Raw genomic sequence first — 26,390 nt, 5'->3', positions numbered from 1 at the left:
CGTCAAGGAAGGGCGCGGCGCAGGATGCGCCGCCAGTTGCCGCCCAGGATGTTGTCCACGTCGGACGGTTCGTAGCCGCGCTCCAGCAGCGCCGCGCCAATTTTGCCCAGGTCGGCGATGCTGTCCAGCCCGGCCGGAATGTGTTCCGCGCCGAAGCCGCCATCCAGGTCGCTGCCAATGCCCACGTGCCGCGCATCGCCCAACAACTGGCAGATGTGGTCTACATGGGCGATGACATGGGCCAACGTCACCGCTTCCTTGCGGTCCCCTTTGCGCCAGCCATTCAGCAAAAAAGCGTTGTACAACACCACGCCAACCACGCCGTCCCGCTCGCCCAGCAGGCGGATTTGCGTATCGCTGAGCTGGCGCGTGCCCTCCACCAGGGCGCGGCAGTTGCTGTGGCTGGCAATCACCGCGCCTTCGTAGCGCTCCAACGCCTGGATGGTAGATTTTTCGCTCATGTGGGTCAGGTCGAGGATGAAGCCCAGGTCGGCCATCACTTCCAGCAGCCGATAGCCGTCTTTGGTTAAGCCCTGATCGTCGCGGCTCCAGCCGCCGGTGGCGTAGCGCGTATCGTCCCAGGCCAGGCCAATCAGGCGCAAGCCGCGTTCGTACCACATCTCCGCTTCTTCAGGCACACGAATGGGGTCCGCGCCCTCCATCGAAGCGATGATGCCCAGCAGCGGGGCGGGATTGTCGGCGGTATGGCTTTGCCACACTTCATCCAGGTCGGCTTGATCGCGGACAAGGCGGATGAAGGCGTTTTCGTCGGCCAGCCGGTGGTAATAGTCTAACTGCTGCATGGCATAACCATGCGCCTGGTCAGCGTTGTGGTAGACCATTTTTTCGCCGAGGATGGGGATTTTGGCGTGGCTGGGGGTGACAAACAGCGTGCCGACGACCAGGCCCACACCGCCCTTCAGCATGTCGGGTAAGGCGACGGTGGCTGTGCCGCGTGTGCTATCGGCCGTTTCTTGTTGGCGGATGTGAGCGAGGGGTTGGAGGGGAGAACGGCCGTGATTCAGCGCGTTGTAGGCAATGTCCAGGTGTGCGTCTACAATGAACATGAGTTTTACCCTGCTTCTGTGACTGATTCTTGGATTACCGCGCGACTGAGTTCATACAGTACATCAGGGCAAAAATCCTGACCATTTTTCCACTGAACGCTTCCTAAGAAGGGTCTAACTGAATTGAAGTACCCAGGGTCCTGCAATTCTCGAAAGATACCCTTATCCAAATAAGGCTTTACATCAAAAACTCGTTGTTCTCCGTTGGTAAACTCCAGTGTCACAGTGTAATTAGCGTTTGGCTTTACGTTTTCTACTCTTGGATTCATACGTTACCTCAGGGGATCAATCTTAAATATTGATTCGCCTTGACTGGCTAATTCCCAGTTTGCCATTAGCTCGTCGCGATGAATCTCAATCCAAGCCTGTACCAGTTTCATCCGGCTGATTTTGAGTTCGCCTTCCAATACATCGCCTTCAGGAATTGCCAAAACGACCTCCTGTTCCTGGTACTTTACATGAATATGTGGCCGATGATGCCTCTGGTTGTCAAAGTAGTACATTGACACGATTATGCCGTAGAACATGGAAATAACAGCCATATATTCGACCATCCTTTACCAATTTTCGGCATGGTTCATTCCAGGCGATATGTGCTTTACAAATTTGGCAAAAAAGCGCGTCATGCTGAGAGCCTGTGCTGAGCGAAGCCGAAGCATCCCCCGAAGCATCCCCCTCCTCTGACGGGAGCGGGATGCTTCGCTCCGAAGACTCCGCTCAGCATGACAACGCAGCGCAAATTTGTAAAGAAGATGTCTTGCTTGATGAACCATGCCCAATTTTCTAAAGTTGTGAGTGGTCAACTACGAATCAACCCACGCAGCACGGCCAGATTCACGGGATCCATTTCTATTTCACGGCCGTTTTCATCCTCTTCCGTCTTGGGTGTTTCCAGGTGGGCGGCATGGTTGGCCCAACGTGAATCATTCACAAAATTGTCAAAACCGGCCGCGCCAATAAAACCCCGGCCAATGTGTTCGTGGCGGTCCTTGTTAGAACCCAACTCATGTTTGCTGTCGTTGAAGTGGAAAAACTTGATCTGCTCCAGGCCAACCACCTGGTCAAACTCGGCCATCGTCGCTGCATAGGTCTCTGGCGTGCGAATGTCGTAACCGGCGGCAAAGACATGGCAGGTATCAAAGCAAACGCCCAACCGCTCGCTGGGGCCAACGTCGCCCAAAATTTGCGCCAACTGCGCGAAGGTACAGCCCAGGTTGGTCCCCTGCCCGGCCATTGTTTCCGGGCAAATGGTCACGTTGGGCGCGCTGGCCTCCGTTTCTAGCAGCAGCCGCTTCAGTGCGCGGACAATGTGCGCCAGCCCTGTCGCCTCATCGCCGCCAACGTAGGAGCCGGGGTGGAAGGTGAGCAGCGGAATGCCCAACTGCCCGCAGCGCTCCACCTCAATTTTGAGCGCCTGGTACGATTTTTCCCACAGCGCCTCGTCGGGCGAGGCGATATTGATCAAATAGCTGGCATGGACGGCTACCGGGTAAATATGGCTGTACGCCTGCGCCGCCTGGCGGAATTGGGCGATGTCTGCGTCCGTGAGGGGTTTAGCCTGCCATTGGCGGTTGCTTTTGGTGAAGATCAGCATGGTCTCGCAGCCAGTTTCTTCACCGCGTTTGAAGGCGGTATATGCGCCGCCGGCCGTACTCATGTGTGCGCCTAATCGCATCGTTTCCTCTTGATCGGTGATGGGGTGGCCGTGTGTCCACCCCATCACACGCTTACCACATCATTTCTTCTGGCACATCGCCGCCAAAGTAACCGATGGTTTCCGAACCATCCAGCGTGTATACGCCATCGCCCACCACACGCCAGACGGGTTTCCCGGCCAGGTCCACAATAAATTCGCCTTCGCGCCGACCGGAAGCTACACCTTCCAGATCATATAAAACTTGCCCGCGTAACACGGCAAACTGTTCCCCTTTTTTGTCTATCAAACCACGCATGAAGTTCTCTCCTTATAGTGGGGAGTGAGGAGTTGTTGGTGAAGAAGCGCTGGCGACAAGCTATCCACTATCCACTATCTCAAGGAATCCTGTAGGTAGTCTGGATAGACCCGGCGGCATCGGTGAGGGTGACGGTTTTTCCCGACTGCCAGATGGGGGATTCCAAACCTAAATATAAATCCGTTGCGCCGTTGGTCCCGGCTTCGGTGTGGATGAGAATGCCGGCCCCTTCGCCAAAGAGAGTCACTTGCCCAAAGGTATAGACAATACGGCCCTCGTCGCGCAAGGTCCAGCCAGCCAGGTTCACTTGCCGCGTGCCGGAATTGGTGATTTGCACCGCTTCTTCGGTTAAAACGCCTGGGCTGAGGACGGCGCCAATCTGCAGGATGGCTTCGCCTTGCGTGGGGGCCGCTTCGGTGGCGATGGGGGTGGGCGGGACGCCGGGCGGCGGCGTGTCGGTGGGCGGCGGTGTCGCGGTGGCAAAGCCGCCGATGGGGATGAGGAGCTGCTGGCCGATGCTGAGGATGTTGGGATTGGCGATGTCGTTGGCGGCCATGATGTCTTCCAGGGAAACTTCGTAGCGGGCGCTGATGCTGCCCAGGGTTTCGCCGGCCTGGACGGTGTGGGTGGTGGGGCCATCGTTCACGGCCGTTTCCGCCCCACCCTCTGCTCCATCGTCAGCCAACGAGGCCACATCTCCCGCCGGTAAAGCATTGATGTCTGGCGTGGGAATCACGGCCGTCGCCGTGGCCCGTACCGCTGTCTGGTCGCCGCCGTCACGGCCGTCCCACCAATACAAAATTGCCAGCACCACCGCCGCCGACAGCAAGATATTCAGCAAAAGGAAAGGGGCCATCCGACGAAAAGACATCTATTTCTCCTGGGTGTGTTGATCTTATTGTACAAGAAGCGGGGAACGATAGCCAGAGTGAGCCGCCAGACCGCCGCAGTTATGGCAGCCTGGTAGATTTGCGACAAAACAGAATCCGGGGCCAAAGGAACGGCCGTTACCCCAGTCCCACCAACCGCTCACTCACCTGCCAGAGCTGCCGGGCAACGGCCATATCCTGCGCCCGCCCCGTCAACGAAACCGCCTTCTTCTTGACAAAGTATTTGCCGGTTATCCCGGCTACCTCCGCCGACGTCGCCAGATAGAGCGGCGTCTCCGCCCCCGCCTCTTCGCTGATGGCGAACAGACGCTGCGTCAGCTTCATGCCAAAGCGCAGCGCGCCGCCATTGTTCAGACCAAAATTAGAGGCCACAAAGCCGGGATGCAGGGCATTAACGGTGACGCCCGTGCCTTGCAGCCGATTCGCTAACTCCTGCGTAAACAGGATGTTGGCTAATTTGGAGTTGGCGTAAACCTGAAAGCCGCGATACCGCCGCTCTGCTTGCAGGTCGGCAAAATCTAGCTGCGCTCCTTTGTAGGCGTCGGAGGAAACGACGATGATGCGCGCCGGGGCAGCGGCGCGTATCTGTTCCAACAGCAGATTGGTCAACAGAAAATAACCGAGATGGTTGAGGGCAAACGTCATTTCCAGGCCATCGGCGCTTTCCAGCCGCTGGTTAAAAAAGGCTCCGGCGTTGTTGACCAGAATGTGCAAACGGCCGTACCGTCCCTGAAACTCCGCCGCCGCCCGGCGCACATCCGCCTGCACCGACAAATCAGCCAGAATCAAATCCACCGCGTCGCTGCCGCTGGCCTGCCGGATTTCTGCCTGGGCTGCTTCGCCCCGCTCCCGGCTGCGGCACACCATCACCACCTGCGCCCCCTGCCGGGCCAACGCCAAAGCCACCACCCGGCCAATGCCGGCATTGGCCCCGGTGACCATACAAATTTTATCGCGCATATCCATTGCTCCTTTTAGTAACAACCCAATTATGCTCCAGAATCAGCAAATCGTGTATCATAAGCAGGTATGGGAGCAGTGTCATGACTACGAACACGCGAACAAACGTACCTTTAGGCTACATTTTTCATCCTGGCCCCAGCCATTTTGGCAGCGCCGGCTTCGACGCCATTCTGACGACCAAACCAACCCAACAGCATTTTGACCCAGACTATCTACACGTCACGGCCGGCGCGGCGCGGGGGACGCAGCGTCTGGAAATTCACCACCCCTGGCGGCTGGCAGACCATTATGCTGTTTGCGCCGGCCGTATCTTGCTGTCCGACCGGTTCAAAAAATGTGTCGAGGTCTTCACCTTTGGCGGGCAGCTAACCATTGTCACCAGCGAGGAACAGACCCTCTGCACGTTTGCCTCGGCCGCGCCGTTTCTGGACCTGGTGACCAGCCATTCCGTGACCACCCTGTTCACCAATGAAGTAGAAATTTTGCTGGCGCAGCGCCGCGCGGCGCGGAATCTGCACGTCTCTGGCGAATTTGACGCGATCCTGCTGCGCCTGGACCCGCTGCTGCTGTACGTTTCCTGTCTGGCCGAAATCCGGCAGAAATTCAAACTCTACCCGGCCCACGACGATCAGGTAGTCCAGCGCTTCAAGTATCGAATTGAGCAAGAAATTGGCCGTCTGCAACAAGAAGGCCTCTGGCCGGCCCACATCCCCAAACCAGCGGAGATCATTTAATCTAACGGTTGGCTGACACTCAGCCCGGTGGTATCATACGCGCCACTCGTCCTAAAAGGAACAACCATGAACAACGTCCATTACCCTGGACCAGAAACAATTCACCGCCGCGTCTTGCCCAATGGCCTCACCATCCTGGCTTATGAAAACTTTGCCAGCCAATCCATTGTCATTGAAGGGTCGGTGCGCGCCGGTGCGCTGGCGGAGAGCGCCGACAAGGCCGGGCTGGCCGCTTTTACGGCCGCCCTGCTAGACCGGGGCACAGCGCAGCGCAGTTTCGCCGACATTTACGAAGCGCTGGAAGCGGTGGGCGCCGACATCGGCTTTAGCTGCGACAAACATCAGGCTGATTTGGGGGCCAGCAGTCTGGTGGAAGATGTGGACCTGGCCCTGGCGCTGCTGGCCGAATCGCTGCGCCAGCCGATATTTCCGGCGCAGCAGGTGGAACAAATACGCGGCCAGATTTTGACTAACCTGGTGATGCGCGCCAACGACACCGGACGCATGGCCCGCCTGGCTTTTCACGAACTGCTGTACCCTGACCACCCTTACGGCCGTTCCGTCACCGGCTACCAGGAAACCATTCAGACCATCACTCGCGAAGAAATTGCCCAATTTCACCACGACTACTACGGGCCGCAGGGCGCGATTCTGGTCATCGTCGGGGCGATTGAGGCGCAGAAGGCGATTGAGAAGGCAGCGGCCGTTTTCGGCGACTGGCACAATCCACAACAAAAACAACTCCCGGCTGTGGCCCCGGCGGCACGGCCGTCTGGCCTCATCCGCGCCCACGTACCCATGCCCGACAAAGTCCAATCAGACCTGCTGTTGGGGCTGCCCGGCCCTCTGCGCGCCGCGCCCGATTACCTGGACGCCAGCCTGATGAACACCATCCTCGGCGTTTTTGGCATGATGGGGCGCATCGGCCAGAGCGTACGCGAGGAGCAAGGGCTGGCCTACTACGCTTACAGCCGTCTGCAAGGCAGCCTGGGGCCAGTCCCCTGGTCGGCCGGCGCCGGAGCCGCGCCGCAAAACGTAGAGCAGGCCATCGCCGCCATCCGCACCGAAATCGGCCGCATCCAGACTGAACTGGTCCCGGCGGAAGAACTGGCAGACAGCCAGGCCTTCCGCATCGGTTCCGTGCCGGTAAGTCTGGAGACCAACAGCGGGCTGGCCGGGGTCATCGGCGACCTGGAACTGCACGGATTAGGGCTAGATTATTTGCAGCGCTTCCCAGCCCTGATCCGGGCCATCACGCCGGAGCGGGTAATGGCCGCCGCGCAAAAATACCTGAGTACCGACCAACTGGCGGTAGCCGTGGCCGGACCGATTGATGTTCGTGTTCCGTAATCCTGTTCGGTGTTCGGTGTAGGGCAGTCTGGCAAATGCCAACGGATTACGGTTTACGGCTGTTAAGGCCCTAAAATGAGTTAATATGCTAACCAGCGGTGTGGATATGATCGAAATTGCACGGCTCGAACGCAGCGTCGCCCGGCATGGGCAGCGTTTCCTGGACCGTGTGTTCACGCCGCAGGAACAGGTGTACTGCGCCGGCCAGTCCGCCAGTCTGGCCGGCCGTTTTGCGGTGAAAGAGGCCGTAGCCAAAGCATTGGGCACGGGCATCGGTGATGTGGGCTGGAAGGATATTGAGGTGGTGGGGGCGCAAAACGGCCGTCCTACCCTGGTACTACATCGTCAGGCGCGGCAGTTGGCCGAACAGTTGGGTCTGGACGAATGGTCTATTAGCATTTCACACACCGACAAACTGGCGGTGGCGTTGGCCGTAGCCGTCGGTCGTCAGCGGCGACAAGAGGAGTAACATGAGTACCTGGACAGCAAATGATGGAACCGTTATCAATTACGAGGTGCATGGCACAGACCCACAAAAAGAAACCCTGCTCTTACTGCCAGGGCTGATGGGGGCCATCGGTCGGCAGTGGTCGAATTTTGTGCCCACTTTGTCGGCCGATTTTCGCCTGGTGTTGATGGATTTGCGCGGGCACGGCCGTTCTGGTAACGCCGCCCCCACCCTCAACACAGAGCACATGGTGCAAGACGTAGTGGGGCTGTTGGATGCGCTGAAGATAACGGCCGTTCACGTCGCCGGTTACAATTTAGGTGGCTACCTGGGGCTGCAACTGCTGCTCACCCAACCGCGCCGCGTCCACACCCTGCTTATGCACGCTTCCAAGTTTTATTGGACCCAGGAAGCGGCGGCCAAAATGCGCGCCCAACTAGACCCCGACGATCTGGCGGCCAAAGTGCCCACCTACGCCGACCAGCTTGTGCAAGATCATGGCGGCCGTCAGTGGCGTATTCTCGTCCGTCAGGCGGCCGACCTCATCGCCAGTCTGGTAAACAACGGCCTGACCGAAGGCATGGTCAAGCGCATCCAGACGCCGATCCTGGTTAGCGTCGGCGACCGGGACGAGCTGATCCCGTTGAACGAAGCCCAACGCCTGAGCCGAATACTGCCGAACGGCCGTCTCTTGGTGCTGCCCGGCGTGCGCCATCCCTACCAAACCATTCCCGCCATCCCCCTCATCCCCATGATGCAAGAATTCCACCGGGCCAACCGGAGATAACTTGCTCCGAAGGCCCGAAGGGTTTCTGGAACCCTTCGGGCCTACCAACAACCCTATGACCAACAAACGACTCCTGGCTGTATTGGCCCACCCCGATGATGAATCCTTTGGCCCCGGCGGTACTTTCGCCCGCTACACCGCCGAAGGCGTTGCTGTCCACGTCGTGATCGCCACCGATGGCGTGGCCGGTTCCGTAGCCGAGGGGTACGAAGACACCCTGCAAGACCTGGTGGCCGTGCGCGCCAGAGAATTGGATGCGGCCGTGGCCATCCTCGGCGTGACGCTGCATCAATTGGGCTACCGCGACTCCGGCTACATCAACGACCCGGCCAACCACCATCCAGAAGCGTTCATCAACAGCGATGAACTGGCGGCCGTCGGCAAAGTGGTGCGGCTCATTCGGGAAATTCGGCCGCAGGTGGTTGTCACCCACGACGAGACGGGTGGCTACTTCCACCCCGACCACATCCACTGCTGGAAAATTACCCTGGCGGCCTTCCACGCCGCCGCTGATCCGCAGCAATACCCGGACATTGGTCCTGAACCGTACCAAGCGCAGCGGTTGTATTACACCGCCTTCCCCAACCGCGCCATCAAACTTTTTACGTTGATGATGCGGCTGCGCGGCCAGGACCCCACCCGCGCCGGCCGTAATAAGGACATAGATTTCACCAAACTGGGTTTCCCGGCAGAGAAGCTGCACGCCCACATAGATTACCGGCGCTATTGGGATGTGAAGGTGGCGGCCAGCGCCCAACATTCCAGCCAGGGCGGCGGCACAACGCGCAGCCGCATGTTCCCCCCCTGGCTGCAAAAGTTGATCCTCGCCAAAGACACCTTCATTCGGGCGTATCCCCCGGCCCCGCCTGGCCTGCGCGAGACGGATTTATTTGCCAAAGAGTAGCTGAACGGGGGACAAGGGGGACAAGGAGACAAGGGGACAAGGGGAACATGCCTTTTTGTGTAACCAATGCGTCCTCTGTCCATTCAATCGTCAATCGTCAATCTCCTTCCTCCCCCATGCACCAGCCAATCAGGCGGCGGACGAAATCGGCCGTGGGGTAGGGTTTGCTGTCGTGTTTCCAGCGTGGCACTTCCACTTCTTTGGCGTGGGGTTGGCGCGGGAACAGCGGGCCTTCCACCCGCAGCCGGGCGGTCAGTTCGCCGGGCTGCGGCAGGCGGTAGTGGACGATGAACTGCTTGTTGCTGCTGATGATGTGCAGCACACGAATCGGGCCAGTTTCCACAAAACCTTGTTCGGGAATCCAGGCGTCGGCCTCGTTGACGTGCCAGAGGTACTGCCGCCCTTTGTAGTTGACTTTGCGTAAGCCCTTTTTGCTAACGGCCATGATCATTCATATTCGCAGGGGTAAGAATAGGTCAGAAAGCGGAAGCCGTGGCGAGCGACGATAGGACGGCTCATGGGGCTGGCGTCTATGGTGAGAAAACGGTAGCCACGCCGGATGGCTTCCTGGACTCGTGCGGCGAGAACGGCCGTATACAACCCCATCTTGCGAAATTCTGGTCGCGTTGAACCGCCCCACAGGCTGGCAAACTGGCTCTGGGGCGTAAAGTTGATCCAGGCGGCACAGGCGGCCACGCCGCCCACATAAACCAGGTAAACCGAGAGCAAATCAGGCGTCAGGCGCATTTCTTCGGCCAGGCGCGCACCCCACGCGCTGCGGTCACCGCCCCAAACAGCTTCTTCGATGGGCACAATCAGGTGGGCATCATCGGGCTTGGTCAGGCGGCGCACGTCGGCCCTGACTGGTTGGAGCAAGGCCGGTGGCGCTGCCTGCAAATCCAACGCCATAATAGCCTCGGCCTCGCCGATGGCAAAGCCATGCGCCGCCAACCGCTGGCGCAGATCGGGCGGCGTGTCGTGGTCATACAGTTTCCATTCAAAAGAGCGGCCGAGCGCCGCAAAGTAGGCGATTTGCGCCTGGATGGCCTGGTCGGCGTTTTCCGCCGTCAGGCGGCTGTAGAGGACAAAATTCGCCTGAGCAGCGGCCGTTTCATCCACACAGCGCACCACTTCACCGCCCGCTTCGTGGTCCAATTCACGTCGCATCCCTGGAAAGTGCAGGTTGCGGCGCTGCTCCTGGTCATACAATGCCAACAATTCATCATCGGTCATTAGCGCCTCGCTGAAGAGGGATAGTGTTCAGGTCAGCCGCGCCAGCAGCGCCGTCCACTGCGGTCTGTCGTGCAGCGGGCGGAAATGTTCGGACTGTTCCAATGCGGCCCGGTCAGCAAAACCGGCGGCAACGGCGCGGTTCAGATTGGCGAAAACTTGCGTCTGGTTGCCCACATGGGCATAGGCGCAGGCCGCGTTCCAAAACAACCAGACCGGACCATCTCCCAGACTGAGCGCTTTTTCGTACCAGACGACGGCTTGGTGATACTGCCCCTGGCGGAAACGGCCGTTGCCATGCACGCCATAGTTGATCACCGGGTCAAAAAAGGCGTAATAGGTCGGGTCTTCGTGCCACAGTTGAAAGCCAAGTTTTTGGGCGGCAGCTATGGAGGGTTGGTTGTCGGCGTCGCAAATCCAGCCAATTTCCGTATACCCCCGCCTGACCGCTTCACGGATAACGGCCGTGGCCGTGGCGCGGGCCAGGCCGCGCCGCTGGTAGGCGTCGGCTGTTTCAATGCCCAATTCGCAGCGCCCGCCAGTGTTGTACTCCGACATACACCAGCCGACGATGCGCGGGCCATCCAGCACGCACACCCCAAAACTTTGCGCCAGGAAATCGGCGGCGGACGGCCGTTCCGAAACCATCTCCTCAGCCACATATTCCCGGTTGACGACGGTCGGGTCGGCCAGCAAGTCGGCGTCTACCGGGCGGAGGGTAAAGCCGGGCGGCAGCGCCGGTTCCCAGGCATGGCGGGCTGGGTCCAAACGGAAGCACAACCGTCGGCCGGTTAACGGCTCTTTGCCCGCCAGCACAACATCCATCACCCGCTCCCAGCCCGGCGTAAAAACGAGGGTAAAGGCGCCATTGCCCAACCCACTGGCGAGCATGGCCGGGTAATAAACGTCGGTCAGCAGGTCGGCCAAAGCGCGGTTGACTGCGGCGCGGCTGCGGTCGCCGGTGAGGAAGAGGCGGCGCTTGAACCAGGCAACGGCCGTTTTGGGACGTCGCGCATCATCCACAAACACCCGCCCCGGCGTCAACCCGGCCAGGATAGATTCGATGGCGAGATGATGGGCCAGCGGAGTGAATAACGGCCGTGCGCGGACCAAATCTTCGGGAGCAAGTTCATGCAAGATGCTCATAACTTCCTTCTGGGTGGATGATGGGTTGATGGGGTCTATGACCGACTACCACCAAGTCTTGTAGGTAACGACTGTTTCGCCGATGATACGGCCGTCGCTGCCTCTGGCGTATAGGCGGAGGCTGACTTGTTCGCCAGGTGGCACAGGCACCGCCAGGGGATAGGTGATCTGGCCGTTGTCGTTGGTGGAACCCAGAGCGATGGTCTGGCTGTTTTCGCCGTAGGTTAATGTCAGGTCTACTGGCAGGCCGGTGACCGGGTCGCCGCCCGGCGTTTGCGCCGTGACGTACAAGGTTTGCGTTTCGCCGCCGTAGAGGATGGGGGCCTTCACGTAAGCGTTCAGCACCACCATGCTGACGCCGGCCGAGGAGACAGGGCGGGCGTCGCGGCTTTCCTGGTAAATGAAGCGCATCTCGCTGTCGAAATGGGCCTGCCCCAACGGGCTGAGCTGCACCCGCAGATCGGTAGGCGCTTCGGGCCGCCATTCCAGACGGCCGTTGGCAAAATATTGCACCCGCAAATCATCGGCGTTCAACTGGGGCGACATGGCCGGCCCGAGCAGCGTATCGCCACTGTAACGGCTGTAGAAGGTAAAAAATTCATCTTGAATGGGATACGGGGCGCCGGCCGACGGCTGTGCCGGGCTGCCCGGCGTCAGGGCGGGGATGGGTTCGCGCAGCCCTTCCAGCGCCCAAACGCCCAACGGCGTTACCACAATTTGTCCGGTGGCGGCGTCGTATTCCAGGCGAACGTTTTGGAAGTATTGCAGGGAACGGCCGTTTTCTTCGGCCACAAACAGCTCAGAAATAGGGTCGCCCAGGATGCGTCGCCCGCCGTACTCCTGGTAGAATGGAAGAAATTCGGCGGCGACTGGCAGGCCATTGCGGCCAACGGCCGTTTGCGGCAGGTCTGGCTTGGCGGTGCAGGCGGCCAGCAGCCCGACCAACAGCCCAGCTACCAAGACAAACGCCCAACCACCAATCAATCGCCTGTCGCCCATACTCGCTGACCAACTTCCTCCCTTATTCATACGCCGACCGGTCTAGCATCTCGTGTTCCTCACGTAGGCGCAAATAGCTTTCGTACCGTTCCGGGGCGATACGGCCGTCGGCGACGGCCGCCAACACGGCGCAGTTTGGTTCGTGGCGATGGCTGCAATCGCTAAACTGGCATTCTTCTACCAGCGGGGCGATCTCCCGGAAATAGGCGTCTATTTCCCACGGCTCCAGGTCATACAGCGCCAGACCACGAATGCCCGGCGTATCGGCCACGTAACCGCCCTCAGCCAGGGGAAACAGCTCCGCGTAGCGGGTAGTGTGCAGCCCTTTGCCGCTGGTGAGGCTTACGGTGCGCACTTTTAAGCCCAGGCCCGGTTCAACGGCATTGAGCAGGCTGGATTTGCCGACGCCAGAAGAGCCGGTGAGGACGGAAATTTTATCCCGCAGACAGTCACGCAGCTCGGCGACGCCTACACCGGTAGTGGCGCTGGCGTAAATGACCTGGTAGCCAATGTCCTGGTACATCTGGAATTGACGTTGGGCCACATTCGGCCCAACCAGATCTATTTTGTTGACGCAGATGACGGCCGTTAACCCATTCACCTCCGCCACCACTAAAAAACGATCCAACTTGCGCAGGTTGGTGGCCGGGTTTTGCGTGGCAAACACCAGCACCAGTTGGTCCAGATTTGCCACCAACACCTGCTCCTGGTCGGCGAGCAGGCGGCGAGCTTCGGCCGAAGGACGGGTGCGGGAAAGCACAGAATGGCGTTCAGCTACCGAATCAATCGTGCCCGTTCCATCGCCATTCAAGGAGATAGTCACGTGATCGCCTACGGCGACAATGGAACTATTTTGCCATTCCTGCTTCAAGCGACCCGGCAGTTGGGCCACAATGGAGCCTTGTTCCGTTTGCACCGTAAAAAAGCCGCTAATCGCCTTAACAACCAGGCCGGATAGATGATCTTGATTCAGATACAAATCCTCCTTGGATGATAATCCTTGTGAATTATAGCCATTTTTATAAATTTGCGGGATTGTGGCCTGACGATGGGAAGTTGGTTGGGTTTGCAGGCTATCTGCTCACAATCTGGAAAATCTCCAATAAACCTTTGCCTTTGACGGGAATGGAGCCTTTGGCCTCGGCCGGCCACCAGTGAGCGACCTGTTCATAGGCGGCCCGGCTGAGGTTGATGGTTCCCGGTTCGCCCTGGCTTTCAATGCGCTGCGCTGTATTCACCGTATCGCCCCACAAATCAAACAAATACTGCCGGTGGCCGACAATACCAGCAATCACCGGCCCGACGTGAATGCCCACACGCACCTGCCAACCCGCCGGCAGCGCCGGGGCAACACTGATCATCTTCAGGCCAGAACGCACACAGTGGGCCACCGGGTTATCCAGCAGGTTCAACAAACCAGCCGTGGCCATGAAGGCATCGCCAACGGTCTTGATCTTTTGCAGGTCATAGGCCAGCGTGATCTTTTCATACGCCTCCACCAGGACCTGTAAATTGGTGATCACCTCTTCGGGGGTGTGAGTTTCGCAGTAAGGGGTAAAACCCACCACATCAGCGAACAGGACGGCCACATTTTGGTACAGGCGGGGCTGCACCTGGTCGGTCGCTTTTAGCTCGGCCACGATGGCGTTGGGCAGAATAACATGCAGCAGTTCGTCGGCGCGCCGTTTTTCAGCTTCGATTTGCTGCAAATGGTGCTTTTCCCGGTCACGCAGGCGCTTTTTTTCCAGGCATGTTTCAATGCGCGCTTGCAGCAGCACTCGTTCAAACGGCTTGGGCAAATAATCTTCGGCGCCCAGTTTGATGCCTTTGACGATATTGTCCATGTCGTCCAGCGCGGAGATGATCAACACCGGGATGTCACGCAGGTCTGGGTCAGCTTTGAGATGGGTGAGTACCTCGAAGCCGTCCATCTCCGGCATCATGATGTCTAGCAAGATAAGGTCTGGCGGGGCGGCTCTGGCGGAGGAAAGGGCGATACGGCCGTTTTTTGCCGGCCGCACCGCAAAGCCCATGCCGTCTAATATTTGCGCCAACAAACGCAAATTCAGCAGGTTGTCATCCACAACCAGCACGTTGGGTTGGGGGATAGGGCGGTCTGGATTGTTGTCATGGGTCAGCCAATCGTCAATCACTTCAAATACTGGTCGAACCAGCGCAGGATGTGATTCAGGCGGCTAATGCGGCGGTCGGTACGGCCGTTTCGACTCAACTCGTGTCCCTCTTCTGGGAACAAAATCAATTCTGTCTCCACCCCCAGCAGCTTTAGAGCCACAAACACCTGCTCGCCTTGTTCTGGCGGGCAGCGCTTGTCTTGCTCGCCGTGGATAACCAGCGTCGGCGTTTTCGCCTGGCCGATGGCGCTCATGGGGGACATTGCCCAATACTGGCCGAAGGCTTCCCAGGGTGGCTGTACCACACCAACCAGGCTTTGTGTTCGCGTGCCATTCAGATCGCTGCCCCCGTAAAAGCTCAAGAGGTTGCTCACCACCCGCTGGGCCACAGCCGCCTTAAAACGATCTGTCCGGCCGATAATCAGCGTGGTCATGTAGCCGCCATAGCTGCCACCAGTCACGCCCATACGCGCCGGGTCGGTGTATGGCTGCGTCGCCAGGTAATCGGCCCAGGCCATCACGTCGTCGTAGTCCACTGTGCCCCACTGCCCGGCGATGGCCGCCAGGTGGTTTTGGCCGTACCCCTGCCCGCCGCGTGGATTGCTCCAGTAGACGATGTAACCCTGGGCGGCCAGATAATAAAATTCGTGCATAAACGCCCGGCCGTACTGCCCCATTGGCCCGCCATGAATCTGCAAAATGGACGGGTATTGGCGCGACGGGTCAAAATCGGGCGGGAAGGTGATCCAGCCGTGCAGTTGGCGGCCGTCGGCGGCCGGAAACCAGACTTCTTCGGTGTGGCCCAGGTCCACGTCGGCCAGCCAATCGGCGTTGGGGTCGGCCAGCAGGCGGCTTGCGCCGCTGTCCATCTCGCGCAGCCAGATTTGGCCCGGTTTGTCTAATGCGCCCCAGACATAGGCCAGCCGGGTGTGGGCCGCATCCAGCGAAAACGCGCCCACCAACCCCGCTCCGGCGATGACCGGCAGCGGCGGCTGCACAGCGGCGGATAGACGCAGCAGCGGTTGGTCACCGGTCTGGGTGACGACGGTGAAGATGGCCTGCCCGTCGGCGCTCCAGGTGGGTGGGGTGGCCGGTGAACCACTGCCCACGTCGGTCATGGTGGCCGGACCGCAGTGCAAGTCGTAGGCGGCGGAGAGGTTGCGCGTCTGACGGCCGTCTACGGCCGTTACATACAAACAATCGTTCTGATACCACGTGCCGGCCTGCTCCCGCCCCAGGTAAGCGATGAATTGGCCGTCGGGAGAGAATGCGCCCTCGAATTTACGGCCGTTATGCCCTGGTAGTTGTTGGATGTCGCCGCCCTGCGCCGGGATCAGGTACAGTTCAGACTGTTCCCAGTTCAGGTCGGGCGCGTCGGCGCGGACAGAGGTGAAGAGGATGGAACGGCCGTCAGGCGACCAACTCGGATTGGTTTCGTGGAAGGTTTCGCCGGTGGTTAGCTGGGTGGCGGCCCCGGTGGCCACGTCAATGATCCAGATGTGCCAGCGCTCTTCGGGCAGGTAGCCGGCGCCCTCGGCGCGAAAATCCAACCGGGTGATGCGCCGGTCAACCACGCCGAGCTTCTTTTTTTGTTCGTCTTTGTCGCGGACGACGGCCGTTTGGTCTTTCTGGCGCAGTTGGCAGACAAACTGCGCGCCATCCGGCGACCAGGCAAAGGAGGCGATAGCTCCATTCAGCTGGGTGATGGGCTGCGCTTCGCCGCCATCCAGACCAATGCGGTAAATCTGGCTCTGCTTTTCGTCGGCGCGGTTAGAGAGGAAGGCAATGGTACGGCCGTTGGGCGACCAGCGGGGGTGGCTATCGCGCTGTTTGCCAAAGGTAAACTGGCGGGCCGGCGCGGAGCCATCGGCCGCAACCAGCCAGAGGTGGCTGTGTTTTTTCTCGGTGGCCTGTTCAAGGGTCTGCACGCAGAATACGACGTGTTTTCCGTCCGGTGAAATTTGCGGATCAGACACAATTTGCAAACGATACAGGTCTTCGGCCGTTATGCGGCGTTTGTTCTCAGCAGCCATTGGACTTCCTTCGGGTCTATAAAAATTGAATTCCATAGGACCTGGCACTTTTTCAGAAAGCTGTCAGGTCTAGTAGGTGGATTATACTGGACTCAAGCATTTTGGTCAGCGCCGGAAGTGGCAAGTTGGTTTGTTGGTTGGCAAACAAACTGTAGATCGAAACGGAGCGCGGGCATCTTGCCCGCATTGGCAGGCGTCCCGCCTGCGCTCCCATATCATCTCGATCTACTAAAACGATCAAACCAACCAACTCTTGGCCATTGAGCTGTTACCCAAAATCGGCGTAAACGGAACAAAAGCGTCGTCATAGGCGTTTTATTGGTATAGTGGGCATGTGCGTCGCGCCAATAATGACGCCACCATCACGCCACTTGGGTCGCGGACAAAACGGCCGCGCCAAAATAATTGCCCCAAACAAGCAAATGGAGGATATAGATGATGAAAAAAATGATGAGTCTACTTATAGTGGTTGCCAGTGTGCTGTTGGCTTCTTGCGCCGCCAGTGAACCGTCGGAGGTGGAACCGCCGGTGTCGGTGACGCCGGTGGCAGAAGAGGGGACGGCCGTTCCCACTCCCACCACTACCCAGCCCTACCCTGCCCAGGACCCAGGCAGCGTTCCCGATGTCGCTTATCCCGTCGAGGTAGACCTGTCGCGGATAACGCCGCAGCCCGGCGATGGCACGCCACAGGAGATGCCCCAGCCGGGTGTACCTGGTGGTTTGTCATCCATGAGCCAACTGGTCAGCCGCGATCTGGCGCAGCGCCTGGGCAAAGAGATCAGTGATATAACCGTCATCAGCCAGCAGGGGGTTGAATGGTCCGACGGCGCGTTGGGCTGCCCTGGGCCTAACATGGCGTATATCCAGGTCATCATCCCCGGCTTCAAAATTGTTTTGCAGGCAGACGGCCGTACCTACAACTACCACACCGACACCGGCAGTAGTTTCGTCTTGTGTGGCCCTAATGGGCAGCCGGTCCCTTAGAAGCCGTGAACCGAAGTCGGTGTTCCGAAGGAATCGAGAAAAGGAGCCTCATTGCGAGGCTCTTTTTGTTTACTGCCTGTTTGGGGGAACCGAACGGCCGTTGCGTGCGTCTTAATGGCAGCAAACACAGGCGCAGTTAACCCAAGGAGGATGCAGTGATGAAAAAATCTATTGTTTTGTTTGTGGTGATCGGAGTCATGTTGGTGTGGGGCAACGGCCGTTTCGCCTATGCCCAGGAAACGCCCATTGCCATCGAACCCACCGGCCGGCCGCCAATTGTTGATCGCGGCGACCTGACCATCAAATATCAGCGCGTAGATGTGACCATCGAAAATCAGGTTGCCACGACCCACATCGAACAGTTGTTTGTTAACAACAACGACTGGATGCTGGAAGGCACATACCTCTTCCCCCTACCCGAAGGCGCGGCCATCAACCAGCTCACCATGTGGGTAGATGGGCAGCCTATTGAGGCCAAAATCCTGGGGCGCGACGAAGCGCGGCAAATCTACGATGACATCGTGCGCCAACTACGCGACCCGGCCCTGTTGGAATACGTGGGCACACAGGCCGTCCAGGCCAACGTCTTCCCCATCCCGCCCCGCGACGAGCGGCGCATCGAAATTGAATATACCCAGGTGCTGCCGGCCGACAATGGCATCATCCATTACGTTTATCCCCAATCCACCAAGCTGTATACCAATGCCCCGCTGCAAACCCAAAGCATCCGCGTAGACCTGCGCAGCAACGAGGCCATCCGCGCCATCTATTCGCCCAGTCACCCGGCAGCCATAAGCCGCCAGGGGGATTACCAGGCGGTGGTGGGCTACGAAGGCAGCAACGTGGTCGCCGACCAGGATTTTGAGCTGTATTACACTGTTACCCCCGAAGACATTGGCCTGAATTTGCTCAGCTACAAAGAGGCTGGCGAAGATGGCTTTTTCCTGCTATTGGTGGCCCCCAGCGTGGCGGCGACCCAGGCTATTGCCAAAGATGTGATTTTGGTGATGGACACTTCTGGCAGCATGGAAGGTGAAAAAATCCAGCAGACGAAGGCCGCCGCCCATTATGTCATCGAACATCTACAGCCGGGCGACCGCTTCAACATTGTGTCTTTCAGCACTGGTGTGCGTACCTACCAACCAGATTTGGTGACGGCCGTTCAGCCAGGCAGCTACCAACCCTTCATCAACGGCCTGGAAGCGCTGGGCGGAACCAACATCAGCATGGCTTTGCTGGAAGCGGCCAACATGGTAGACACACAGCGACCCACAACCATCATCTTCCTCACCGATGGGTTGGCGACGGAGGGCATTGTGGAGACGCCGCTGCTGCTAAGCGCTGTGGAACAGGCGATGCCGACCAATGCGCGGCTCTTTGTCTTTGGCGTGGGCGATGATTTAGACCCCAACTTGCTGGATGCCCTGGCGGAAAACCACCGGGGCACAACGACCTATGTACGGCCGTTCCAATCCATTGACGAGGAAGTGAGCAGCTTCTATGCCAAAGTCAGCGCGCCGGTGTTGTCGGACATCAGCCTGGACTTCGGCGGCGTGGTGGTGGAACAAATGTATCCGCAAACGCTGCCCGACCTGTTTGCCGGAACGCAGTTGGCGTTGGTCGGGCGTTACCGCCAGGGCGCGCCAACGACCATCACCCTGCGCGGAGCCGTCAACGGTGAACCGCAGCTCTTCACCTACCAAGACAACCAGTTCCGCACCCAGGGCGGCGAGGATTTCATCCCGCGCCTGTGGGCCACGCGGGCCATCGGCCACCTGCTGCGCGAAATTCGGCTGCGCGGCGAGCAGCCAGAACTGGTGCAAAGCGTGGTCAATTTGTCCATCCGCTACGGCATCATCACCCCCTACACCAGCTACCTGATTGAAGAAAAAGACATCTTTACCCAAACCGGGCGGGAGGACATCGCCGCCCAGGCGACCAGCGCGCCAACGGCCAGCGGCATCAGCCGGGAAGCGGTGGAGCAGGCGGCGGCGGCGGCCGATATGGCCGCGGCGGAAGCGCCAATGGCCTTGCCCACAATAATCGCCAGCACCGCGCCGGCGCCAGGCGAAACGGCCGTCACCCAGGCCGGGCAAATTCGGCTGGTGGGCAGCAAAACCTTTGTGCTGCGCGATGGCGTATGGCTAGACACCGCCTATGACCCTGAACGCTTCACGCCGCAGGCCATCGGCTTTGCCAGCGACGCCTACTTCGATTTGCTGGCGGCCGTGCCGGAACTAGGCCAATATCTGGCGCTGGGACCGCGCGTGGTGGTGGTGATGGGCAGCCAGGTCTATGAAGTAGTGGCCGAGGGCGAGGGGGTGGCAGCGGCCGTACTGCCCACCGAGATAGCAGCGGCCGCCAATGAACCGACAACAACCGCGTCGGCCAGCAGCGTCACCACAGTGCCAGCCGATGCTTCAGCCGATACCCCAGCCCGCACAGGACCGTGCGCCAGCATCATGATCATGCCCTTGTTTTTGGTGACGGGCGGAGTATTGGGCTGGTATGGGCGATGGTCGGGTAAGCGGCGGTAAAGCAGGGGAAGAGAGAAGCAGCAATCCTCAATTTGCCCTGGTGTACTAGTAGGGGCGGGACGGCGCGGACAAGGAACAGCCGCAGCGGACGGTATTTTCCCGCGCTGTCTCGCCCAATAGGACCCAAAGAGGGGCGAGACAGACGGGAGGCAAGGCATTGGTGATTGGCAAAGACGTGGCGCCGCCTGTCCCGCCCCTACGGCTGGATTGCAAAATGAAAATTGCTGAGAGAGAAGTTAGCAACGGCCGTTCACCTCATTGCAGATCGCGGGCGAATCGCCGCACCTTAATGTTCATGGACGGCCGTTCCCCCATATGGTACAATATCATTGCATTGGCCCATTGGCTCTTTAACATGCACCATGCGGCAAACAAAACCCTGTTCCGGGGATGACAGGCTTCGACGGGGAAGGCTGGTCCTGGACTGCAAGCCGAGCACGCTTTACACCTCGTAAAACTGGAAGCAAACAATTAAGTGCCAATAACAATGCACGCTCCTACAACGCTCTCCCGTTGGCTGCCTAAACGCAGCCGCCGGAAGGCGTTAGATGAGTCCTGAAATGGACTCCCGTCTGCCTCGACCGTTCGTTGGCCGCGACAGAGCAGGCGACACTTTTGTCAACGTGCGCGAACTCGATACCGATAGAGTTCGCTAAGGACCCTTTTGGGGGTCATCGGATCGCTGTTGACTGACCTTGCCGACCGGGGCGCTCAGCAGTTAAAACAAATGGTTTGGCTAAGCTTGTAGACGTCTAGCGGCTGAATTTTTCGGACGCGGGTTCGATTCCCGCCATCTCCACTTTAAAAAAGCGCCCTAATGGGGCGCTTTTTTTGTGTTGAGCGGGGAATCTTTTATCCTTCGTTCATTCCCCCCGCTTTCCTGGCAAACAACGCCTCGATTTTCCCATCGCCGGCCGTCCAAAATGTGTTAAACTAACAGCCCTGCGTTAGATGAATATCTAACACAGGGCAGCGCCTCCAGCCAATGGGTGTGCTGGCATATGCGGGGAAGTGACGGCCGTCGTTTCCCCGTGTGAAAAAGGAAAATGGATGTTGTTATGAAAAAACCAGATGTCTATCGCCGCCTGCTGGGCTATTTACGGCCGTATCCCAAGCCCTTCATCCTCGGCTACGCGGCCATGCTGTTTGCCACTGTACTTAACCTCATCGTGCCCCAACTCATCAAAGTTGCCATAGACGAAGGGCTGGCCGACGGCCGTGCCGCCTCGCTCTTTATCACCGGCGGCCTCATTTTGCTCATCGCCCTGGTGCGCGGCGTGGCCGGGTTTGCCCAACGCTACTACGGCGAATGGCTCACCCACCGCGTCGCCTACGACCTGCGCAACGAGTTCTACAACAGCGTGCAGTTCCAACCCTTCGCCTTCCACGACCGCACCCACACCGGCGACCTGATGAGCCGCGCTACCAGCGACGTGACAGAGACGGAGCAGTTTGTAGGCATTGGCCTGATGGATTTATTGTCCACCCTGCTGCTGCTCATTGGCGTTATTGGCGCCATGCTGTGGGAGTCGCCCACCCTGGCGCTGCTGGCGATGATTCCCTTCCCCATCTTGCTCTATGCCACCATTCATTTTGGCGGCACAGTGCGGCCCATGTTCAAAATTATTCAGGAGCAAATGGGCGTTTTATCTACCATTATGCAAGAAAGTCTCACCGGTATTCGCGTGGTGAAGGCGTTTGCCCGCGAGCCATATGAGCTGGAAAAATTCGACAGCGGCAACGCTGTCTGGTTTGATCGGCGCTTTAAGTTGATCCAAACTTGGGCCAACTATTGGCCTTTTTTCACCTTTTTGGTCGCCCTGAGCATCTTTTTGCTGCTCTGGTTTGGCGCGCCAATGGCCCTGGATGGAACCCTGACCGTAGGCGCGTTGTTTGCCATGATCTCCTACGTCCTCATGCTTTCCGCGCCAGTGCAGCGCCTCGGCTTCCTGACCAATCTGATGGCGACGGCCGGCGCCAGCGCCACCCGCGTCTTTGAGATCATAGACACACCGGGGGAAATTATGGAGCGCGACAACCCCATTTCTTTGCCTGAAGTGCGGGGCGAAGTAGTGTTTGAGGCTGTGGGTTTTGCTTATGGCGGCGGCGGCAAAATTTTGGATGATGTCACGTTTTATGCCCAACCGGGGCAAAAAGTGGCGCTCATCGGCCCCACCGGTTCCGGCAAATCCACCATTACCAACCTCATCCCACGCTTTTATGACGCCACCGAGGGGCGCATTTTGGTGGATGGGTATGATGTGCGCGACCTGAAAATTCATGATCTACGCCAGCATATTGGCATTGTGCTGCAAGACCCGTTCTTATTCAGCCAGACAGTGGCCGAAAATATCGCCTACGGCCGTCCCGCAGCCACTCTGGAAGATGTTTACGCCGCCGCCCGCGCCGCCCACGCCCATGAGTTCATCCTCAACCTGAGCGACGGCTACGACACCCGTGTCGGCGAACGAGGCGTCACTCTCAGCGGTGGGCAAAAGCAGCGCATCGCCATTGCCCGTGCTTTGCTCAGAAACCCACGTATCCTTATTCTGGACGATTCTACCAGCAGTGTGGACACGGAAACGGAGCATCTGATCCAACAGGCGTTGGCGACGCTGATGGAAGGGCGCACCACGTTTATCATCGCCCAACGGCTGCTGACGCTGAAAAACGCCGATTACATTTTGGTGCTGGATCACGGCCGTATTGTCGAACGCGGACAACATGATTCTTTGTTGGCTCACAATGGTCTGTACCGAGAAATCTATGACCTGCAGCTGCGCGACCAGGAAGAATTTGTGGCTCTCCAGGCTGAAATGGACAAACAGGAGTAGGGGATTAACTCAATGAACAACGTCACACCTTCCGATGACATATTCCAACAACTGGCCGATGTGATTCAGGCGGAGATGGCGCGCTGGCGCGTGCCGGGCGTGTCCGTGGGCATCTGGTACAAAGGCCAGGCATACACGGCCGGTTTTGGCGTTACCAACATCGAACACCCGCTGCCGGTGGATGAGAATACACTGTTCCAAATTGGCTCAACGACGAAGACGATGACGGCGACGGCCGTTCTGCGCCTCGTCGAGCAGGGGCAACTGGACCTGGACGCGCCGGTACGGAGCTATGTGCCGGAACTGCGGCTGCGCGATGAGGCAACGGCCGTTCGCGTCACCACCCGCCATCTGCTCACCCACACCGGCGGCTGGGCCGGCGATTACTTCGCCGACACCGGCCTGGGCGATGACGCCCTGGCCCACTACGTGAGCAATCTGGTCCACCTGCCCCAGGTGACGCCATTAGGCGCTATGTGGTCCTACAACAACGCCGGGTTCAGCCTGGCCGGCCGGGTGATTGAGGCGGTGACGGGGCAGACATATGAAACGGCCGTGCAAGCCCTGGTTCTCGATCCATTGGGCCTGGGCCACAGCCTTTTCTTCGCCCACGACGCCATCACCCACCGCGTCGCCGCCGGGCACACCTACGACGACGCCAACGACGCCATCAAAGTGCTGCGCCCCTGGGCATTGGCCCGCTCGGCCCACAGCGCCGGGGGCATTACCGCCACCGTCGGCGACCAACTGCGCTACGCCCGCTTCCACCTGGGGGATGGCGCAGCCGAAAATGGCGGCCGCCTGCTGTCGGCCGCGACCATGCGCCTGATGCAAACGCCGCAGGTCAGCGCCAATCTGGACCGGCAGATGGGACTAAGCTGGTTCCTCAACGACTTGGCCGGGACGCGCCTGGTGTCGCACGGCGGGGCGACCAACGGCCAGCTTTCCGCTTTTGTGCTGGCGCCGTCACGCAATTTTGCCTTCATCAGTCTGACCAATGCCAACCGCGGCCGTAAACTTAATGAAGCCATCACCGATTGGGTGCTGGCCCATTACCTGGGTCTGGCAGCGCCGCAGCCGGTGCATCTGGACACGCCGCACAGCGCGCTGGCCGAATACGCCGGCCGCTACGAAGCCTATATGTCTGATCTGGCTGTGTCGGTGAGCGACGGCCGTTTGCTGCTGCAAGTCATCCCCAAGGGTGGTTTCCCAGACGTGGATTCGCCGCCGGAACCGGCCCCACCGCCTACCCGGCTGGCCTTTTTCCAGCCAGACCGGGTGATTGCCCTGGACCGGCCGTTGACGGGCGATAAGTTGGAGTTTTTGCGAGATGGCGACGGCCGTATCGTCTGGCTGCGTACCAGCCGTTTGCACAAACGGATAGAGAACTAGACCACTATGTCCTTCACCCGGCCCACCGCGCCGCTTTCCAGGCGCACTTTGATGCCGTGCGGGTGGGTGGGTGAGTTGGTCAGGATGTCTTTGACAATGCCTTCCGTCAGTTTACCGCTGCGCTGGTCTTGCTTCAGCACAATCGCCACGCGCTGGCCCGGTTTGATGTTGCTGCGTTTTGTTCCGTCCATGGACAGTATTCTACCACTTTTGGTTGGGAGCATGAGCAAAGTTGGCGCAACGGCCGTACCCGGTCTATACTCCCCTGTCGGATTGCGGCTGCTACAGCATTGCATCCCGATTGGTTGCCAGGCGATTGGTTAACCCAACTATAACGAATTTCGGGCTGAGAGTGCGACTTGGCTCAACGAAGTCAAGGAGACTTTCATTGAATTTTGAACAATTTTCTCTTGATGCGCGCCTGAACGTCGGCATCAAATCTATGGGCTATACCACGCCCACCCCCATCCAACAACAAGCCATCCCCCATGTGCTGCAAGGCCGTGATGTGCTTGGTCTGGCGCAAACCGGAACAGGCAAAACGGCCGCGTTCATGCTGCCGATCATGCAAGGACTGCTCGCCGGGCCAACGCGCCGTGTGCGTGTCCTCATTGTGGCTCCCACCCGTGAACTGGCGGAACAAATCCACCAGACGGCCGTAGACCTGGGCAAACGCACCCAAATTCGCAGCGCCACCGTGTACGGCGGCGTCGGCAAAGGCCGCCAGGTGGAGGCGTTGAAGCGCGGCGCGGAAATCGTCGTGGCCTGCCCCGGACGCCTGCTGGACCTGGTGAGCGAGAGCAGCATTGACCTCTCCACGGTGGAAGTGCTGGTGCTGGACGAAGCCGACCGCATGTTCGACATGGGCTTTTTGCCCGACATTCGCCGCATCCTCAAACTGGTTCCCCAGCGGCGGCAAACCCTCTTCTTCTCGGCCACCATGCCCGACGACATCCGCAAACTCGCCAATGACATCCTGAAAAACCCGGTCACGGTGCAGGTAGACGTGATTGCGCCGGCCAAAACGGTGTCCCACGCCCTTTATCCCGTCCCCGAAGGGCTGAAGAAAAAGCTGCTCTTTTCCATGCTAAACCAGACCAACACCGGGCGCGTGTTGATTTTTACCCGCACCAAGCGGCGCGCCCGTTTCCTGGCCCAAGACCTGGAAAAAGAAGGCCACAACGTGCAGGCGCTGCAAGGCAATATGTCGCAAAACAAGCGGCAGCAGGCGATTGATGGCTTCCGCGGCGGCAAGTACGACATTCTGGTGGCGACGGACATCGCGGCGCGGGGCATAGACGTGACCGATATTTCGCACGTCATTAACTTCGACATGCCAGACACAGTGGACGCCTATACCCATCGCATCGGACGCACCGGCCGCGCCCAGGAGACAGGCGAAGCCTTTACCTTTGCCACGCAAGATGACCATGTGATGATACGCGACATCGAAAAGGTGTTGGGCGCGCCGATTGAGCGGCGGCAGTTAGACGGGTTTGATTACAATGGTTACACGGCCTGGCCCGGCTAAACCGGCCAACGGCCGTCCGCCCACCCAGCCCAATAACCATCGGCCCAACCAGCCAAACGGCCGTCAACCTAAGCAACTGAACGGCCGTGTCGCCAACCCATCACAAAACCGCCGCCCGCCACAGAACCAACGGCCGGCAATGCGCGGCAACGGGTAGTTGGGTAACGGCGAAGGCGTGTTTCACTATTTCGTGGGTGCACCATCTTTAAGACCTGGCAGGTTTTGCGAAATCTGCCGGGTCCAACCTGAACCCGAGCGAGGTTCTCGGGGGCTGCCGTTATGTTAGCCCTTCTTCTCATGTATGTTGGCGGCGGCGTTTTGCTGGCGCTGTTGGCGCTGCCACTGTATTTGCAAAAAATCGGCCCCAATCCAGTATACGGCTTCCGCATCTCCCCCGCATACGAAAACCCTAAGCTCTGGTATCCCGTTAACCGCTACGCCGCCAACTGGTTGTTTGCCAGCGCCATCAGCCTCATC

Annotated in this window: 27 protein-coding genes and 1 other RNA gene; 13 read left to right on the top strand and 15 right to left on the bottom strand. The window is 59.1% G+C overall.

From position 1 onward, the window contains the following. Nucleotides 1–2: 2 nt before the first annotated feature. From IPM39_25380 to IPM39_25350, 7 genes are all read right to left on the bottom strand, one after another. A complete protein-coding gene (locus tag IPM39_25380; protein MBK8989353.1) occupies nt 3–1,067 on the bottom strand; it encodes a membrane dipeptidase in 1,065 nt (354 codons plus the stop codon). A gap of 5 nt (nt 1,068–1,072) precedes the next feature. Next, the gene (locus tag IPM39_25375) at nt 1,073–1,336 is read right to left on the bottom strand and encodes a DUF2442 domain-containing protein (GenBank protein MBK8989352.1); all 264 of its coding nucleotides are present in this window, start codon (nt 1,334–1,336) and stop codon (nt 1,073–1,075) included. Nucleotides 1,337–1,339: 3 nt separating this feature from the next. Further along, complete coding sequence (locus IPM39_25370) at nt 1,340–1,609, bottom strand: DUF4160 domain-containing protein (GenBank protein ID MBK8989351.1); 270 nt, start codon at nt 1,607–1,609, stop codon at nt 1,340–1,342. Between the two features lie 257 nt (nt 1,610–1,866). Then, nucleotides 1,867–2,742: a deoxyribonuclease IV gene (locus IPM39_25365; protein ID MBK8989350.1), complete on the bottom strand. Its 876-nt coding sequence runs from the start codon at nt 2,740–2,742 to the stop codon at nt 1,867–1,869. A gap of 52 nt (nt 2,743–2,794) precedes the next feature. After that, nucleotides 2,795–3,019 carry a hypothetical protein gene (locus IPM39_25360; GenBank protein MBK8989349.1) on the bottom strand — a complete coding sequence of 75 codons (225 nt, stop codon included), beginning with the start codon at nt 3,017–3,019 and terminating at the stop codon, nt 2,795–2,797. 79 nt (nt 3,020–3,098) lie between these two features. Further along, nucleotides 3,099–3,890 carry a LysM peptidoglycan-binding domain-containing protein gene (locus IPM39_25355; GenBank protein MBK8989348.1) on the bottom strand — a complete coding sequence of 264 codons (792 nt, stop codon included), beginning with the start codon at nt 3,888–3,890 and terminating at the stop codon, nt 3,099–3,101. Between the two features lie 136 nt (nt 3,891–4,026). Next, nucleotides 4,027–4,869: an SDR family oxidoreductase gene (locus IPM39_25350; protein MBK8989347.1), complete on the bottom strand. Its 843-nt coding sequence runs from the start codon at nt 4,867–4,869 to the stop codon at nt 4,027–4,029. Nucleotides 4,870–4,952: 83 nt separating this feature from the next. Between IPM39_25350 and IPM39_25345 the strand changes: the two genes are divergently transcribed. The 5 genes from IPM39_25345 (at nt 4,953) to IPM39_25325 (ending at nt 9,095) form a co-directional block, all read left to right on the top strand. Continuing rightward, the gene (locus tag IPM39_25345) at nt 4,953–5,606 is read left to right on the top strand and encodes a hypothetical protein (protein ID MBK8989346.1); all 654 of its coding nucleotides are present in this window, start codon (nt 4,953–4,955) and stop codon (nt 5,604–5,606) included. A gap of 66 nt (nt 5,607–5,672) precedes the next feature. Beyond that, nucleotides 5,673–6,956, top strand: coding sequence for an insulinase family protein (locus IPM39_25340; protein ID MBK8989345.1), 1,284 nt, complete (start codon nt 5,673–5,675; stop codon nt 6,954–6,956). A gap of 85 nt (nt 6,957–7,041) precedes the next feature. Beyond that, complete coding sequence (acpS, locus tag IPM39_25335; GenBank protein MBK8989344.1) at nt 7,042–7,425, top strand: holo-ACP synthase; 384 nt, start codon at nt 7,042–7,044, stop codon at nt 7,423–7,425. A 1-nt stretch (nt 7,426) separates the two neighbouring features. Further along, nucleotides 7,427–8,191, top strand: a complete 765-nt coding sequence (locus IPM39_25330; GenBank protein MBK8989343.1) for an alpha/beta fold hydrolase — start codon at nt 7,427–7,429, stop codon at nt 8,189–8,191. A 55-nt stretch (nt 8,192–8,246) separates the two neighbouring features. Then, complete coding sequence (locus tag IPM39_25325; protein MBK8989342.1) at nt 8,247–9,095, top strand: PIG-L family deacetylase; 849 nt, start codon at nt 8,247–8,249, stop codon at nt 9,093–9,095. A gap of 97 nt (nt 9,096–9,192) precedes the next feature. Here the strand turns inward: IPM39_25325 and IPM39_25320 are convergent, their stop codons facing one another. From IPM39_25320 to IPM39_25290, 7 genes are all read right to left on the bottom strand, one after another. After that, a complete protein-coding gene (locus IPM39_25320; protein MBK8989341.1) occupies nt 9,193–9,540 on the bottom strand; it encodes a hypothetical protein in 348 nt (115 codons plus the stop codon). A gap of 2 nt (nt 9,541–9,542) precedes the next feature. Next, on the bottom strand, nt 9,543–10,328 hold the full coding sequence (locus IPM39_25315) for a GNAT family N-acetyltransferase (GenBank protein MBK8989340.1): 786 nt from the start codon (nt 10,326–10,328) through the stop codon (nt 9,543–9,545). Nucleotides 10,329–10,355: 27 nt separating this feature from the next. Further along, the gene (locus IPM39_25310; GenBank protein MBK8989339.1) at nt 10,356–11,471 is read right to left on the bottom strand and encodes a GNAT family N-acetyltransferase; all 1,116 of its coding nucleotides are present in this window, start codon (nt 11,469–11,471) and stop codon (nt 10,356–10,358) included. 45 nt (nt 11,472–11,516) lie between these two features. After that, nucleotides 11,517–12,470 carry a hypothetical protein gene (locus IPM39_25305; protein MBK8989338.1) on the bottom strand — a complete coding sequence of 318 codons (954 nt, stop codon included), beginning with the start codon at nt 12,468–12,470 and terminating at the stop codon, nt 11,517–11,519. A 22-nt stretch (nt 12,471–12,492) separates the two neighbouring features. Next, nucleotides 12,493–13,449 carry a ribosome small subunit-dependent GTPase A gene (gene rsgA / locus IPM39_25300; protein ID MBK8989337.1) on the bottom strand — a complete coding sequence of 319 codons (957 nt, stop codon included), beginning with the start codon at nt 13,447–13,449 and terminating at the stop codon, nt 12,493–12,495. Between the two features lie 94 nt (nt 13,450–13,543). Then, the gene (locus IPM39_25295) at nt 13,544–14,563 is read right to left on the bottom strand and encodes a response regulator (protein ID MBK8989336.1); all 1,020 of its coding nucleotides are present in this window, start codon (nt 14,561–14,563) and stop codon (nt 13,544–13,546) included. Between the two features lie 56 nt (nt 14,564–14,619). Then, nucleotides 14,620–16,635 (bottom strand): S9 family peptidase, encoded by a 2,016-nt coding sequence (locus tag IPM39_25290; GenBank protein MBK8989335.1) that lies wholly within the window; start codon nt 16,633–16,635, stop codon nt 14,620–14,622. Nucleotides 16,636–17,070: 435 nt separating this feature from the next. Here IPM39_25290 and IPM39_25285 point away from each other — a divergent pair, with 435 nt between their 5' ends. From IPM39_25285 to IPM39_25265, 5 genes are all read left to right on the top strand, one after another. Beyond that, nucleotides 17,071–17,619 carry a hypothetical protein gene (locus tag IPM39_25285; GenBank protein MBK8989334.1) on the top strand — a complete coding sequence of 183 codons (549 nt, stop codon included), beginning with the start codon at nt 17,071–17,073 and terminating at the stop codon, nt 17,617–17,619. A gap of 158 nt (nt 17,620–17,777) precedes the next feature. After that, the gene (locus tag IPM39_25280) at nt 17,778–20,156 is read left to right on the top strand and encodes a VWA domain-containing protein (protein MBK8989333.1); all 2,379 of its coding nucleotides are present in this window, start codon (nt 17,778–17,780) and stop codon (nt 20,154–20,156) included. 386 nt (nt 20,157–20,542) lie between these two features. Beyond that, nucleotides 20,543–20,958, top strand: a transfer-messenger RNA (tmRNA) gene (gene ssrA / locus IPM39_25275). Nucleotides 20,959–21,214: 256 nt separating this feature from the next. Continuing rightward, nucleotides 21,215–22,990 (top strand): ABC transporter ATP-binding protein, encoded by a 1,776-nt coding sequence (locus IPM39_25270; protein MBK8989332.1) that lies wholly within the window; start codon nt 21,215–21,217, stop codon nt 22,988–22,990. A 12-nt stretch (nt 22,991–23,002) separates the two neighbouring features. Next, nucleotides 23,003–24,382, top strand: coding sequence for a serine hydrolase (locus IPM39_25265; protein MBK8989331.1), 1,380 nt, complete (start codon nt 23,003–23,005; stop codon nt 24,380–24,382). Here IPM39_25265 and IPM39_25260 read toward each other — a convergent pair. Then, nucleotides 24,379–24,573, bottom strand: a complete 195-nt coding sequence (locus tag IPM39_25260) for a YwbE family protein (GenBank protein ID MBK8989330.1) — start codon at nt 24,571–24,573, stop codon at nt 24,379–24,381. The two genes, IPM39_25265 and IPM39_25260, sit on opposite strands and share 4 nt — an antisense overlap. Before the next feature lie 197 nt (nt 24,574–24,770). On the opposite strand from IPM39_25260, the gene IPM39_25255 reads away from it, so the two are divergent. The 3 genes from IPM39_25255 to IPM39_25245 all read left to right on the top strand — a co-directional run. Beyond that, entirely contained in the window at nt 24,771–25,913 is a 1,143-nt protein-coding gene (locus IPM39_25255) for a DEAD/DEAH box helicase (GenBank protein ID MBK8989329.1), read from the top strand. Continuing rightward, nucleotides 25,888–26,070, top strand: a complete 183-nt coding sequence (locus IPM39_25250; protein ID MBK8989328.1) for a hypothetical protein — start codon at nt 25,888–25,890, stop codon at nt 26,068–26,070. The genes IPM39_25255 and IPM39_25250 overlap by 26 nt, the downstream gene beginning before the upstream one ends. 122 nt (nt 26,071–26,192) lie before the next feature. Then, nucleotides 26,193–26,390 (top strand): SdpI family protein (locus tag IPM39_25245; protein ID MBK8989327.1); only part of this gene is annotated, 198 nt, incomplete at its 3' end.

Source organism: Candidatus Leptovillus gracilis (assembly GCA_016716065.1).
GTDB classification, from domain to species: Bacteria; Chloroflexota; Anaerolineae; order Promineifilales; family Promineifilaceae; genus Leptovillus; species Leptovillus gracilis.
The sequence above is the reverse complement of the archived record's forward strand: the minus strand, read 5'-3'. Positions and strand labels throughout refer to the sequence as shown.

Coding starts and splice junctions, on each gene's coding strand:
- IPM39_25320 (MBK8989341.1), bottom strand. CDS start 9,540: ATGGCCGTTAGCAAAAAGGGCTTACGCAAAGTCAACTACAAAGGGCGG.
- IPM39_25290 (MBK8989335.1), bottom strand. CDS start 16,635: ATGGCTGCTGAGAACAAACGCCGCATAACGGCCGAAGACCTGTATCGT.
- IPM39_25370 (MBK8989351.1), bottom strand. CDS start 1,609: ATGGCTGTTATTTCCATGTTCTACGGCATAATCGTGTCAATGTACTAC.
- IPM39_25250 (MBK8989328.1), top strand. CDS start 25,888: ATGGTTACACGGCCTGGCCCGGCTAAACCGGCCAACGGCCGTCCGCCC.
- IPM39_25380 (MBK8989353.1), bottom strand. CDS start 1,067: ATGTTCATTGTAGACGCACACCTGGACATTGCCTACAACGCGCTGAAT.
- IPM39_25270 (MBK8989332.1), top strand. CDS start 21,215: ATGAAAAAACCAGATGTCTATCGCCGCCTGCTGGGCTATTTACGGCCG.
- IPM39_25265 (MBK8989331.1), top strand. CDS start 23,003: ATGAACAACGTCACACCTTCCGATGACATATTCCAACAACTGGCCGAT.
- IPM39_25345 (MBK8989346.1), top strand. CDS start 4,953: ATGACTACGAACACGCGAACAAACGTACCTTTAGGCTACATTTTTCAT.
- IPM39_25330 (MBK8989343.1), top strand. CDS start 7,427: ATGAGTACCTGGACAGCAAATGATGGAACCGTTATCAATTACGAGGTG.
- IPM39_25340 (MBK8989345.1), top strand. CDS start 5,673: ATGAACAACGTCCATTACCCTGGACCAGAAACAATTCACCGCCGCGTC.
- IPM39_25280 (MBK8989333.1), top strand. CDS start 17,778: ATGAAAAAATCTATTGTTTTGTTTGTGGTGATCGGAGTCATGTTGGTG.
- IPM39_25375 (MBK8989352.1), bottom strand. CDS start 1,336: ATGAATCCAAGAGTAGAAAACGTAAAGCCAAACGCTAATTACACTGTG.
- IPM39_25325 (MBK8989342.1), top strand. CDS start 8,247: ATGACCAACAAACGACTCCTGGCTGTATTGGCCCACCCCGATGATGAA.
- IPM39_25365 (MBK8989350.1), bottom strand. CDS start 2,742: ATGCGATTAGGCGCACACATGAGTACGGCCGGCGGCGCATATACCGCC.
- IPM39_25315 (MBK8989340.1), bottom strand. CDS start 10,328: ATGACCGATGATGAATTGTTGGCATTGTATGACCAGGAGCAGCGCCGC.
- IPM39_25285 (MBK8989334.1), top strand. CDS start 17,071: ATGATGAAAAAAATGATGAGTCTACTTATAGTGGTTGCCAGTGTGCTG.
- IPM39_25305 (MBK8989338.1), bottom strand. CDS start 12,470: ATGGGCGACAGGCGATTGATTGGTGGTTGGGCGTTTGTCTTGGTAGCT.
- IPM39_25355 (MBK8989348.1), bottom strand. CDS start 3,890: ATGTCTTTTCGTCGGATGGCCCCTTTCCTTTTGCTGAATATCTTGCTG.
- IPM39_25350 (MBK8989347.1), bottom strand. CDS start 4,869: ATGCGCGATAAAATTTGTATGGTCACCGGGGCCAATGCCGGCATTGGC.
- IPM39_25260 (MBK8989330.1), bottom strand. CDS start 24,573: ATGGACGGAACAAAACGCAGCAACATCAAACCGGGCCAGCGCGTGGCG.
- IPM39_25310 (MBK8989339.1), bottom strand. CDS start 11,471: ATGAGCATCTTGCATGAACTTGCTCCCGAAGATTTGGTCCGCGCACGG.
- acpS (MBK8989344.1), top strand. CDS start 7,042: ATGCTAACCAGCGGTGTGGATATGATCGAAATTGCACGGCTCGAACGC.
- IPM39_25360 (MBK8989349.1), bottom strand. CDS start 3,019: ATGCGTGGTTTGATAGACAAAAAAGGGGAACAGTTTGCCGTGTTACGC.